Here is a 12,392-nt window from a genome sequence, read left to right on the forward strand (position 1 = left end):
CCCTACTCCGCCGGCCGGTCGGTCGCGCTGTCGCGGTAGCGGGTAACCGTCTCGCGGTTCTCCTCGCCCTCCAGCGGCGCGGCCGGGGCCTCGTTGATCGGACGCTCGTCCTCCTTGGCCAGGAAGACCTGCTTGAACTCGGTGATGGCCGAGTCCAGCGAGCCGATGATGTCGTCGTCCCACTTGTTGTCGGCGATCGCCGCCAGCACACCCGCGTGCTTGTGCCGCAGGTACTGCAGGAACTCCGACTCGAAGCGCCGGATCTCGCCCACCGGGACGTCGTCCAGCTTGCCCTCGGTGCCGGCCCAGACCGAGACGACCTGCTCCTGCACCGGGAACGGCGAGTAGTTCGGCTGCTTGAGCAGCTCGACCAGGCGGGCGCCGCGGTCCAGCTGGGCCCGGGAGGCCCGGTCCAGGTCGGAGGCGAAGGCGGCGAACGCCTCCAGCTCGCGGTACTGGGCCAGGTTGAGCCGGAGCGAGCCGGCGACCTTCTTCATCGGCTTGACCTGCGCGGCGCCACCGACCCGGGAGACCGAGGTGCCGACGTTGATGGCCGGCCGGACGCCCTGGTTGAACAGGTCCGTCTCGAGGAAGATCTGGCCGTCGGTGATCGAGATGACGTTGGTCGGGATGAAGGCGGAGATGTCGTTCGCCTTCGTCTCGATGATCGGCAGACCGGTCATCGAGCCGCCGCCCAGCTCGTCGGAGAGCTTCGCGCAGCGCTCCAGCAGACGGGAGTGCAGGTAGAAGACGTCACCCGGGTACGCCTCACGGCCCGGCGGGCGACGCAGCAGCAGCGACACGGCCCGGTACGCCTCGGCCTGCTTGCTCAGGTCGTCGAAGACGATCAGGACGTGCTTGCCGCCGTACATCCAGTGCTGCCCGATGGAGGAGCCGGTGTACGGGGCGAGGTACTTGAAGCCGGCCGGGTCGGACGCCGGCGAGGCGACGATGGTGGTGAACTCCATCGCGCCCGCCTCCTCCAGGAGGCCCTTGATCGAGGCGATCGTGGAGGCCTTCTGGCCGATGGCGACGTAGATGCAGCGGACCTGCTTCGTCGGGTCGCCGGAGCGCCAGTTCTCCCGCTGGTTGAGGATCGCGTCCAGCGCGACGGTGGTCTTGCCGGTCTTCCGGTCGCCGATGATCAGCTGACGCTGGCCGCGGCCGATCGGGGTCATGGCGTCGACGGCCTTGATGCCGGTCTGCAGCGGCTCGAACACCGACTGCCGGGCCATCACGTTCGGAGCCTGCAGCTCCAGCTCGCGGTAGCCCTCGTTGGCGATGTCACCGAGGCCGTCGATCGGCTGGCCGAGCGCGTTGACCACCCGGCCGAGGAAGGCGTCGCCGACCGGCACGGAGAGCACTCGCTCCGTGCGCTTGACGCGCTGCCCCTCCTCGATACCGGCGTAGTCGCCGAGAACGACGACGCCGATGTCCCGGACGTCGAGGTTCAGCGCCACGCCGAGCGTGCCGTCCTCGAACTCCAGGAGCTCGTTGGTCATGGTCGAGGGCAGTCCCTCGACGTGGGCGATACCGTCACCTGCGTCCGCGACGGTGCCGACCTCCTCGCGGGAGACGTCGGTCGAGTAGGAGGAGACGTAGCGCTCCAGGGCGCCGCGGATCTCGTCCGTCGAGATGGTCAGCTCGGCCATCCTCTGCTTCCTTATGTATCAGGGGCCCGGGATACCTAGTACCGACCGGTCCGAGTGGCGTCTGTCGTTCAGGGCGCTGTGCGGCGGAGCCGGTCAGCGCTTCGCGAGCGCGTTGCGGGTCTCGTTGAGGCGGCGCAGGACGGTGCCGTCGTACAGGTCGGATCCGACCCGCACGCTCACGCCACCCAGGACGTCGGGGTTCACCGTCTGTCGCACGGATACCTCCCGACCGTATATCGCGGAGAGCCGAGCGCCCAGCCGCTGCTCTTCCTCGTCACTCAACGGGGCGGCCACGGTCACGTACGCGACCTGCCGGTCCCGCCGGTCGGCGGCGAGCTCGACCAACCGGGTGAGCGCCCCGATGAAGGAGCGACCCCCGAAGCCGGCGAGCGCGACCCCGACGAGGTAGCCGGTGACCGGCCGGGCCTTACCGGCGAGCAGCTGGTCGACCAGGGTCGCCCGCCGCTCGGCCGGCACCATCGGGTCGGAGAGCGCGCTGGAGAGTTCCGGGGAACCGGAGACGACCTGCCCGAACCGGAACAGCTCGTCCTCGACCTCGCTCAGCTCGCCGGCGGAGTCGGCGCTGGCCAGCAACGCCTCCACACCCAGCCGCTCGGCACCTTCGAGCAGCTCGGACGGCGCCGACCAGCGGCCGGAGACCAGGACGCTGACCAGCGTCAGGGCGTCCGCGCCGAGCTTTCCGCGGAGCATGCCCTCGAGCAGCCCGGACCGGTCCTCGCCGGACCGGGCCGGGTCGGAGAGCGCCCGGCGCAGCCGCGGCTCCCGCCGCAGCAGGGCGGCGACGGAGAGGATGTCGTCGGCGGTGGTGGCCACCGCCGACGCCTCCGCGCCGCGGACGTACTCGTCGAGGCGATCGGCCGCGATCTTGTACGACTCCCGGCTGGCGGCCTGCATCAGCGGGCCCCCGTGCTCTCGAGGCTGTCCAGGAACCGGTCGACGGTGCCCTTACGACGCGCCTCGTCGGCGAGCGACTCACCGACGATCTTGCTGGCCAGGTCGACCGCGATCGTGCCGACCTCGGCGCGCAGCTCGCGCACGATGGTGGCCCGTTCGGCCGCGAGCTGGTCCTTGCCGGCCTGGATGACCCGGTCGGCCTCCTCCCGCGCCTTGGCGAGGATGTCCTGCCGGATGCCCTCTGCGTCGGCCCGGGCGTCGTCCCGGATCTTGGCGGCGTCGGTACGCGCCTCGGCGAGCTGCGCGCGGTACTGCTCGAGCAGCTGGTTCGCCTCGGCCTGGGCGGCCTCGGCACGCTTGATGCCACCCTCGATGGCGTCGACCCGGGCCTGGAACGTCTGCTCCATGCGCGGGAAGACGAACTTCATCAGCACGAAGCAGAGAATGATGAAGGCGATGCCACCGACCACGATCTCCTGCCAGAGCGGAAGGATCGGGTTGTGGGTCGTCTCACCACCCTCAGCGGCGAGGAAGTACATGGAAGACCTCCCGGTCGAAGGGCGGGATTAGGCCTGGCCCTGCCACACGAAGCCGAATGCGACACCCAGCAGGGCGAGCGCCTCGATGACGGCGAAGCCGATCCAGACGTACGGCAGGGTGATCCGCGACGACTCCGGCTGGCGGGCGGTCGACTGGATGTAGGCGGCGAAGACCAGGCCGACGCCGATGCCCGGGCCGATGGCGGCGAGGCCGTAGCCGATGGCGGCGGTGCTGCCCTCTACCGCGGCGAGAACGCTAGCGTCCATTGGTGTGGTTCCTCCTGGTTATCACGCGTGACTCTCACGCGGGACGACAACGGTTGGTGCGAGTGGATCAGTGTTCCTCGGCGAGCGCGCCCTGCACGTAGCTGGCGGTCAGCACCGTGAAGACGTATGCCTGCAGCACGATCACCAGGAACTCGAGGAAGGTGAGCGCCACGGTCATCACCCAGGACAGGACCGAGATCGGCGCCAGCAGGGCGTTGGCGTTGAGCATCGCGAAGCCGCCGAGCGTGAACACCAGCAGGAGCATGTGGCCGGCGAACATGTTCGCGAAGAGACGGACGGCGAGCGAGAACGGCCGGACCAGGAAGGTCGAGAACGCCTCGATCGGGATCAGCAGCGGCAGGATGTACCACGGCGCGGGCGGAATGAGGGCCCGCTTGAAGTACCCGCCGAAGCCGTGCTTCTTGATGCCGACCCAGTTGAAGAGCACGTAGCTGATCGCGGCGAGGAAGGCCGGGAAGGCGATGTGCGAGTTCGGGGAGATCTGGAAGAACGGCACGATCGCGAAGAAGTTCGTCAGCAGCACGAAGCAGAAGAGCGTCGTGAAGTACGGCGCGAACCGCACACCCTGGTGCCCGATCATGTCGACCGCGATGTTGTTGCGCACGAAGCCGTAAATGGACTCGGCGAGCCACTGCTTCTTGGTGGGCACCAGCTGCGGCTTGCGGTAGGTCAGCAGGAAGAACAGGATCAGGATCCCGACCGCCAGCCACACCATGAACGTGATCTTGGTGAACCAGTAGTTGTTGTGCGCGCCCCACGGGGCGATGCTGGGCAGGTAGAAGTCCTCCACGCTGGGTGGGAAATTAACCTCGCCCTGTGCCAGGACGTTCGACTGTCCGAACACCGCGTCCCTTCCTATTTAGGCGTGCCGAGGTTGCGGATGACCAGGACGACGCCCCCGGCCATGCCGAGCACGATCCCGATGCCGGTGGCGATGCCCCCGGTCTCCAGCCATCCGTCAACCAGCCAGCCGATGAAGCCCCACACGAGCATGCCCGCGATCAGGTAGCTGAGCGCGGTCCAACCCTGACCGGCACCGGACGGAACATCATCCGGGCCGCCAGCGCTGGGGGGTTTCTGGTCACCGGCCATGACGGGGCGAACGATATCAGTCGAGGAGAGAAGGCTGTGCCTCACCCCCCGCACAACCTGGTTGTGTGGGACACGGGTGGGCGAAGTCGTCGCGATGCACGCTACTCCCCTTCGGCAGGCGAGAGAATGACCGATCGGGGACACATCGGCGCGCGTTCCGAAAATTGGGACGCGGGCTTCGTCAGCCCGGCGCGGGGCCGGGCCTGGACCGCAGTCAGCCCCGCGCCCGTCGGGCGTGGACCGTGGTCAGCCACCAGATGTGCACGCCCGTCCAGACCGCGACCCCGGCGGCGATGCCCAGGCACATCGGGATCAGACCGGGCCAGCCGGTCGAGGCCACGCCGACCATCACGGCGCCGATCACGGTGAACTTCGCGACGTAGAGCGCGAGGCCGAACGGCAGCACCAGCTGCGTGTTACGGGCGTCGGCCCACGCCAGCACCACAGTGGTGAGGCTGTAGCTGATCACCGTGACGGCCACCCCGGCGGCGGCGCCGAGCGCCGCGTCGGCCCCGCCGGTCACCCCGCCGACCACCGCCGCGACCCCGGCGAGCAGCACCGATGCGATCAGCAGCACCGGCAGGTGCCGCAGCCGCCAGCCCCGGTCCTCGGCCGCCCGCTCGACGCGGGCCACGGGCTCAGCCACGGGGGTACGCCGGGAACGTGGCGACCAGGTCGGCCACCTCGGTGCCGATCCGGGCGAGCTCGTCGGTGCCGCCGGCGGCCGCCGGGTCGGTCCGCACGGCCCGCGCGATGAGGCTCGCGATCTGCCGCATCTGGGGCTCCCCCATGCCTTGGGTGGTGACGCTCGGCGTACCCACGCGGATGCCGGAGGAGACCATCGGCCGTTGCGGGTCGTACGGGATCGCGTTCTTGTTCAACGTGATCGCGGCGGCGTCGCAGCGCGCCTCCGCCTCCGCGCCCGTCACCCCGACCTGTCGCAGATCGATCAGCGCCAGATGGGTGTCGGTGCCGCCGGAGACGGGGCGCATCCCCTCGTCGGCGAGCCCCGCGGCGAGCGCCTGTGCGTTGCGGATCACCTGCTCGGCGTACCCCTGGAACTCGGGCTGCGCGGCCTCGCGCAGCGCCACCGCCTTGGCCGCGACGGCGTGCATGAGCGGGCCGCCCTGCGTGAACGGGAAGACCGCCTTGTCGATCCGCTGGGCCAGCGACTCCCGGCAGAGGATCATGCCGCCGCGCGGGCCGCGGAGCACCTTGTGGGTGGTGCAGCTGACCACGTCGGCGTACGGCACCGGCGACGGGATCGCCTTGCCGGCGACGAGCCCGATGAAGTGGGCGGCGTCCACCATGAGGTACGCGTCGACCTCGTCGGCGATCTCCCGGAACGTCGCGAAGTCGATCAGCCGGGAGTACGCGGTCGCACCACAAATGATCATCTTCGGCCGGTGCGCCAGGGCCAGATCCCGCACCTCGTCATAGTCGATCAGCTCGGTGTCGCGCCGGACGGTGTAGCCCACGGTGGCGAACCACTTGCCGGAGAAGTTCACCCGGCTGCCGTGGGTCAGGTGCCCACCGTGCGGCAGGTCCATGGCGAGCACCGTGTCGCCGGGCTGCACCAGGGCCGCGTACGTGGCCAGGTTGGCGCTCGCCCCGGAGTGCGGCTGGAGGTTGGCGTGATCGGCGCCGAACAGCTCCTTCGCCCGGGCGATGCCGATCTCCTCGGCCCGATCCACCTCGGCGCAGCCGCCGTAGTAGCGCCGACCCGGGTAGCCCTCGGCGTACTTGTTGGTGAGCGTCGAGCCGAGCGCGGCGAGCACGGCGGGCGAGGTGAGGTTCTCGCTGGCGATCAGTTGCAGTCCGCCCCGCAGCCGGTCCAGCTCGCCTAGCACCACGCCGGCGATCTCCGGGTCGGTGGCGCGGAGCTGCTCGAAATCCGGCCCCCAAAAGGTGCTCGTCACGGTGTCCACGACGAAGCAGTCTATGGGGCCGCAGACTGGACAACGTGAGATGCCTGGTCACCGGCGCGACCGGTTACATCGGTGGGCGGCTCGCGCCCCGGCTGCTGGCCGAGGGGTACCAGGTGCGCTGCCTGGCCCGTCACGCCGGCCGGCTGCGCGACGTGCCCTGGGCCACGGAGGCGGAGATCGCCGAGGGCGACCTACGGCGGCCCGAGACGCTGCCGTCCGTGTTCGCGGGCGTGGACACGGCCTACTACCTGGTGCACTCGCTCGGTCAGGCCGGTTTCGAGACGGCCGACCGGGAAGCCGCCGAGGCCTTCGCCGCGGCGGCCCGGACCGCCGGCGTCCGCCGCATCGTCTACCTCGGCGGACCCCAGCCGGCGCAGGACGATGCGTCGCCCCACCTGCGTTCCCGTGCCGAGGTCGGGCGGGTCCTGCTGGCCAGTGGCGTGCCGACGGCGGTGCTCCGCGCCGCGGTGATCATCGGGTCCGGCTCGGCCTCGTTCGAGATGCTGCGCTACCTGACCGAGCGCCTACCGGCCATGACGACACCGCGCTGGGTACGCAACCGGATCCAGCCGATCGCGGTCGGGGACGTACTGCGCTACCTCGTCGGCTGCGCCGACCTGCCGCCCGAGGTCAACCGGGCCTTCGACATCGGCGGGCCGGACGTGCTCACCTTCAGCGACATGATCCAGCGCTACGCCCGGGTGGCCGGGCTACGGCGGCGGATCATCCTGCCGGTCCGGCCGCTGAGCCCGGCGCTGTCGTCGTACTGGGTCGGGCTCGTCACGCCGGTGCCCAACGCGATCGCCCGGCCGCTGGTGGAGAGCCTGATCCACGAGGCGGTCGCCCACGAGCACGACATCGCCGCGTACGTCCCCGACCCGCCCGACGGGCTGACCAGCTTCGACCGGGCGATCGAGCTGGCCCTGGCCCGGGTACGCGACGCCCAGGTGGAGACCCGCTGGTCGACCGCGAGCGGCCCGTACGCCCCGGCCGAGCCGCTGCCGACCGACCCGCGGTGGTCCGGCGGCACCGCGTACACCGACCTGCGGGAAAGCGTCGTCGACGCGCCGCCCGAGGCGCTCTGGCGGATCATCGAGGGCGTCGGCGGCGAGAACGGCTGGTACTCGTTCCCGCTCGCCTGGTCGGTGCGGGGCTGGTTCGACCGGCTGATCGGCGGGGTGGGGCTGCGCCGCGGGCGTCGCGATCCGCACCGGCTCCAGGTCGGCGAGGCGTTGGACTTCTGGCGGGTCGAGGAGATCGAACCCGGCAGGCTGCTCCGGCTGCGCGCGGAGATGCGGCTGCCCGGCCGGGCCTGGCTGGAGATGCGGGCGCTGCCGGCCGACGGTGGGCGCAGCCGGTACCAGCAGCGGGCGGTGTTCCTGCCGCGCGGGCTCGCCGGGCACGCCTACTGGGGCGCCGTGACGCCGTTCCACGCGGTGGTCTTCGGCGGGATGGCCCGCAACATCGCCCGCGGCGCGGAGCGGGAAGCCGGCGCCGTCAGTTCCCGTTCCGCGGACCGGTGAACTCGTAGGCGATCCGCTCACTCGGTGGCACGAAGTCGCGTACCGGCTGGTCGCGCAGCCCGAACGAGAGCACCTCGCCGACCGCCCGCGCCATCTGGGCCTGCACAGCCTGACCGACCGCGTCCCGGGGGTCGTCCGGATTCGCGGCCATCGAGGCGACCGCGAGCTGCGGCGTGAAGGCCACCACCGTCTCCGTCTCGTACCGCTCGGAGCTACCCGTCTTGCCGGCCACCGGCCGGCCCAGCTGCTCGCGCAGGCCCTCGACGGTCCCGCCGTCGCACCCGTTGTACATCGACTGGTCGCCGACCGGGCAGCGGGCCGCGTCGGCGGCCGCCCGTGCCACGTCGGTGTCCAGCGCCTGGCGGCAGGCCGGCTGGGCCGCCTCGACCGGCCGGCCGGACGAGTCGGTGATCGACACGACCGGCAGCGGGGCGCACCAGGTCCCCTCGGCCGCCACCGTGGCGTACGCGTTCGCGAGGTCCAGCGGCGTGGTGGCGGAGACGCCGAGGGTGAACGGCCCCCACTCCTTGGCGCCGCTCTCGGCGAGCCGGGCGTCGGACTGGGCTCGGAAGACGATGCCCAGCCGCTCGGCCATCTCCACCGCCCGGTCGGCGCCGACCCGCTCGATGAGCCAGGCGAAGTACGTGTTGACCGAGTTGCCGAAGGCGCTCCACATGTCGTGCCTGCCATCGACCGACGACGAGGAGTTCTGCGGGCACCAGTGGCCGTCGCAGCTCGCCGGCCCCGTTGCGGGGTAGCCGGTGATCAAACGGCCCGGCGCGTCGTACTCGGTCCGCAGGGGCAGGCCGGATTCCAGCGCGGCGAGCATGGTGAAGAGTTTGAAGGTCGAGCCGCCCTGGTAGCCGTTGATGGCCCCGCCCCCGGCGACCAGCTGGTTGACGGTGTTCGGGTGGTTCTTCTGCCCGTCGGGGTTCTCGGCGACGCTGTAGACGCGGTTCACCGCCATGGCGAGCACCCGGCCGGTGCCGGGCTGGACGACGGCGGTCGGCGCCGCGCGGCGGTCGCTCGTCGGGTAGATCCGCAGCACCTGCTCGACGGTGGTGCGCTGCACGGCGGGGTCGAGCGAGGAGACGATCGAGAACCCGCCCCGCCGCAGCGTCTGCTGCCGCTGGTCGGCGGTGGCCCCGAAGGCGTGCTGGGAACTCCACCAGCGGGTGAACCAGTCGCAGAAGAAGCCCCAGTCCTTGTGCTCTGCGGGCACCGCCGTGCAGTCGTTCGGCGTCTCACTGGGGCGCAGCTTCAACGGCTCGGCGTTGGCGCGCGCCGCCTGCTCGGGCGGGACCTGGCCGGACTCCACCAGCCGCTGCAGCACGTACGACCGGCGGCCGAGCGCGGCGTTCGCGTCGCCGTTGATCGGCTCGTCGGTGTGCGGTGAGCGGACCAGGCCGGCGAGCAACGCCGCCTCGGACAGGGTCAGGTCGGCCGGCGCCTTGGAGAAGAACCGTTTGCTCGCCGCCGCGATCCCGTACGCCCCGGCACCGAAGTACGCGATGTTGAGGTAGCGGGTGAGGATCTCCTCCTTGTCGAGCTCCCGTTCGAGGGCGAGCGCGTACCGCATCTCCTGCACCTTTCGGGCGGCGCTCACCTCGGTGGCCGCCTGGCGCTGCGCCGCGGAGAGGCGGGGATCGCTGCTCAGCACGTTGCGGACGTACTGCATCGTCAGCGTGGACGCGCCCTGCCGGGTCTCACCGTCGCGCTGGTTGACCGTGAAGGCGCGTGCCACGCCGCGCAGGTCCACCCCGCGGTGCTGGTAGAAGCGGGTGTCCTCGGCGGCCACGATGGCCTGCCGCATCACCGGTGCCACCTCGCGCAGCGGCACGTCCACCCGGTCCTCCTGGTAGAAGGACGTGATCAGCGTGGTGCCGTCGTTGGCGTAGAGGTTGGAGCGCTGCGCGGGCGGCGACGTGCGCAGCGTGTTGGGCAGCTCCGAGTACGGCGTGGAGAGCGCGCTGAAGCCGATTCCGAACACGAGCGCGACCGGCAGGGCCGCTCCCGCCAACACCAGACCGGCGAGCACGCCGGCGATCAACACGGTCAGCACTTTGTCGAGATGGGCCCGGATCATCAGCTTCCCCCGCAGGAGCCGGTCACGCTAGGACCCGTTCAGAATGACCCGGAATACCCCGTTTCGTCGCCGCTTCGCCCCAAACCCGGAGGAAATTCGCGAGGAGGACCGTCAGGGCAGAAGCGCCGCAGCGAGCGGCTGCACCGTCTCCTCGATCTCGTCGGCGACCCGGCTGAAGCACTGGTCACCCCGGCCCCAGGGGTCTTCCAGGTCGTCCGTGGCGAGGGGGCCCGCATCGTGGCGGGCTGCGTGCGCCGCCGCCACCAACGCCACCCCGCGGGCATGCACGGCGTCCGGCGAAGCCTCCGCCGCCGGCAGCCCGGCGGCGTCCACCGCGCCCAGCAGCCGGCCGAACTCCCCCAGCACGAAGGTGCGCGGAGCCGCGTCGGGGCGCAGCGCCACCACGTAGTCCTGCTGGTCGGCGGTCGCCGTGAGGACCAGGTCGGCGGCGTCGATGTGCTCCGAGCGGAGCTTGCGGGCGGCGAACCCCTCGGCGTCGCCGCCCCGGGAGACGACCTGCCGGGCAGCCGGCGGGTTCATCTCCTCACCCGCGTGCCAGCCGCCGGTGCCGGCGCTGTGGCTGTACACCAGCTCGTCAGCACCGGCCGGGTCGAGCCCCCGCCGGATCAACCGATCCCGTACGGCCAGCGCGAGCAGCCGCTCCGCCATCGGCGACCGGCAGATGTTGCCCATGCAGACGTGCAGCACGGTGAACGGTGGCACCTAGACCCCCTCGACGATGTCCGGCACCACGTCGCGCAGCTTCTCCAGCGGAATCGCGCCCAGGCGCAGGACCTGCGGCACCTCGCCGGTGAGGTCCACGATGGTGCTCGGCACCGGGTCCGGGCAGGGGCCCGCCTCCAGGTACGCGCGTACCGAGTAGCCCAGCTGGTCGCGGGCCTCCTCGGCGGTGAGCGCGGACGGCTGGCCCGTCTTGTTGGCCGACGAGACGGCCATCGGCCCGGTCTCCCGCAGCACCTCCAGCGCCACCGGGTGCAGCGGCATCCGCACAGCCACCGTGCCGGTCTTGTCACCGAGGTCCCACTGCAGGCTCGGCGAGTGCTCGATCACGATGGTGAGCGCGCCCGGCCAGAACGCCTCGACCAGGTCACGGGCCTCGCGGGGCAGCGAGAGGACCAAGCCGTCCAGGGTCTGCCGGGAGCCGATCAGCACCGGCGGCGGCATCTGCCGCCCCCGGCCCTTGGCGTCAAGCAGCGCCTTCACGGCGTACGGGGTAAACGCGTCCGCGCCGATGCCGTAAACGGTGTCCGTCGGCAGGACGACCAGTTCTCCGTTCTTGACCGCCTCGATGGCCGCGGCGATGCCGCGGTCCCGATCGGCGGGCGACCGGCAGTCGTAGAGCATCACGAGGAGCCAGTCTGCCACGCCGGCCCGAGGTCGGCCCGGCGGCCGTCCGCACGTCGGGACGCGGTGGCGAACCGGGGCCGCCCGGTGAGGTCCCGGTGCTCGGTCACGGCGGCGAACCGGCCGTCGGCGACAAGCAGCGCCGGCACGTCCGCGCCGTGCGTGTCGTCGTGCTCGATGCCGAGCATCCCGCCGGGCCGCAGCAGCTCCCCCGCCCGGGCGATCACCGGGCGGATCACCGACAGCCCGTCCACGCCGCCGAAGACCGCCTCCGCCGGGTCGTACCCGGCCACCTCCGGCGCCACCACCGTGTCCGCGGGCACGTACGGCGGGTTGCACAGCAGCACGTCGACCCGGCCGACCAGGTCGTCGAGCAGGTCGGGGGCGGTGACGTCCGCCGCCACCACCTCGATCGGCCGGTCCCCCGCCGTGGCCCGCTCCCCCGCGTTGCGGCGCAGCCAGTCCAGCGCCGCCGGGGAACGCTCGACCGCGACGACCCGGGCCGCCGGCAGTTCCTGGGCCACCGCGAGGGCGATCGCGCCCGAGCCGCTGCACAGGTCCACCACCAGCGGCGCGTCCCGGTCCCGCGCCTGCTCGATTCCCCAGCCGGCCAGCAGCTCGGTCTCCGGCCTGGGCACGAAAACGCCCGGCCCGACCGCCAGCTCCAGACGCCGGAAGGCGGCGCTGCCGGTGAGATGCTGCAACGGTTCGCGGCCCGCCCGGCGGGCCACCAAGGCGTCGAAGGTGGCGAGCTGGCCGGCGTCGAACCCGTCGGCTAGGGCCAGCCGGCCGCGCGGCACCTCCAGCACGTACGCGGCCAACAGTTCGGCCTCGGTCCGGGCGGCCTCCACCCCGGCTTCGGCGAGGATCCGGGCCGCCCGCAGCACGGCGGTCGATGGCCGGATCCGGTTCGTCCCTTCGGGGGGGTGTTGCGGCTCGATGGTCACGACATAATCATGAAGCGTCGCGGGGCACGTCACGAGCGGGTGCGTACAGGCGCATGC

Annotated in this window: 13 protein-coding genes; 1 reads left to right on the forward strand and 12 read right to left on the reverse strand. The window is 71.5% G+C overall.

Going from position 1 to position 12,392, the window contains the following annotated elements:
• Window positions 1-2: 2 nt before the first annotated feature.
• The 8 genes from atpA to BXA10_RS19850 form a co-directional block, all read right to left on the reverse strand.
• Window positions 3-1,652 (reverse strand): F0F1 ATP synthase subunit alpha, encoded by a 1,650-nt coding sequence (gene atpA / locus BXA10_RS19815; RefSeq protein WP_076471920.1) that lies wholly within the window; start codon window positions 1,650-1,652, stop codon window positions 3-5.
• Window positions 1,653-1,745: 93 nt separating this feature from the next.
• A complete protein-coding gene (locus BXA10_RS19820) occupies window positions 1,746-2,567 on the reverse strand; it encodes a F0F1 ATP synthase subunit delta (protein ID WP_076471923.1) in 822 nt (273 codons plus the stop codon).
• A complete protein-coding gene (locus tag BXA10_RS19825; protein ID WP_076471925.1) occupies window positions 2,567-3,106 on the reverse strand; it encodes a F0F1 ATP synthase subunit B in 540 nt (179 codons plus the stop codon). Before BXA10_RS19825 ends, BXA10_RS19820 begins: the two co-directional genes overlap by 1 nt.
• A gap of 27 nt (window positions 3,107-3,133) precedes the next feature.
• The gene (locus BXA10_RS19830; RefSeq protein WP_076471928.1) at window positions 3,134-3,373 is read right to left on the reverse strand and encodes an ATP synthase F0 subunit C; all 240 of its coding nucleotides are present in this window, start codon (window positions 3,371-3,373) and stop codon (window positions 3,134-3,136) included.
• Between the two features lie 67 nt (window positions 3,374-3,440).
• On the reverse strand, window positions 3,441-4,238 hold the full coding sequence (gene atpB / locus BXA10_RS19835) for a F0F1 ATP synthase subunit A (RefSeq protein WP_076471931.1): 798 nt from the start codon (window positions 4,236-4,238) through the stop codon (window positions 3,441-3,443).
• Between the two features lie 11 nt (window positions 4,239-4,249).
• Entirely contained in the window at window positions 4,250-4,486 is a 237-nt protein-coding gene (locus tag BXA10_RS19840) for an AtpZ/AtpI family protein (protein ID WP_076471934.1), read from the reverse strand.
• A gap of 214 nt (window positions 4,487-4,700) precedes the next feature.
• Complete coding sequence (locus BXA10_RS19845) at window positions 4,701-5,132, reverse strand: hypothetical protein (protein ID WP_076471937.1); 432 nt, start codon at window positions 5,130-5,132, stop codon at window positions 4,701-4,703.
• Entirely contained in the window at window positions 5,125-6,414 is a 1,290-nt protein-coding gene (locus BXA10_RS19850; protein WP_217696815.1) for a serine hydroxymethyltransferase, read from the reverse strand. The genes BXA10_RS19845 and BXA10_RS19850 overlap by 8 nt, the downstream gene beginning before the upstream one ends.
• Before the next feature lie 35 nt (window positions 6,415-6,449).
• Between BXA10_RS19850 and BXA10_RS19855 the strand changes: the two genes are divergently transcribed.
• Window positions 6,450-7,937 carry an SDR family oxidoreductase gene (locus tag BXA10_RS19855; protein ID WP_076471940.1) on the forward strand — a complete coding sequence of 496 codons (1,488 nt, stop codon included), beginning with the start codon at window positions 6,450-6,452 and terminating at the stop codon, window positions 7,935-7,937.
• Here the strand turns inward: BXA10_RS19855 and BXA10_RS19860 are convergent.
• From BXA10_RS19860 to prmC, 4 genes are all read right to left on the reverse strand, one after another.
• A complete protein-coding gene (locus tag BXA10_RS19860; RefSeq protein WP_076471942.1) occupies window positions 7,912-10,023 on the reverse strand; it encodes a transglycosylase domain-containing protein in 2,112 nt (703 codons plus the stop codon). The genes BXA10_RS19855 and BXA10_RS19860 overlap by 26 nt on opposite strands.
• Window positions 10,024-10,134: 111 nt before the next feature.
• Window positions 10,135-10,746 carry an arsenate reductase/protein-tyrosine-phosphatase family protein gene (locus BXA10_RS19865; RefSeq protein ID WP_076471945.1) on the reverse strand — a complete coding sequence of 204 codons (612 nt, stop codon included), beginning with the start codon at window positions 10,744-10,746 and terminating at the stop codon, window positions 10,135-10,137.
• Complete coding sequence (locus BXA10_RS19870) at window positions 10,747-11,388, reverse strand: L-threonylcarbamoyladenylate synthase (protein ID WP_076472249.1); 642 nt, start codon at window positions 11,386-11,388, stop codon at window positions 10,747-10,749. It lies immediately after the preceding gene.
• Window positions 11,388-12,335: a peptide chain release factor N(5)-glutamine methyltransferase gene (gene prmC, locus BXA10_RS19875; protein ID WP_076471948.1), complete on the reverse strand. Its 948-nt coding sequence runs from the start codon at window positions 12,333-12,335 to the stop codon at window positions 11,388-11,390. Before prmC ends, BXA10_RS19870 begins: the two co-directional genes overlap by 1 nt.
• Window positions 12,336-12,392 lie beyond the last annotated feature (57 nt).

The sequence above is a fragment of the Micromonospora avicenniae genome (assembly GCF_900156065.1).
Classification (GTDB): Bacteria; Actinomycetota; Actinomycetes; order Mycobacteriales; family Micromonosporaceae; genus Micromonospora; species Micromonospora avicenniae.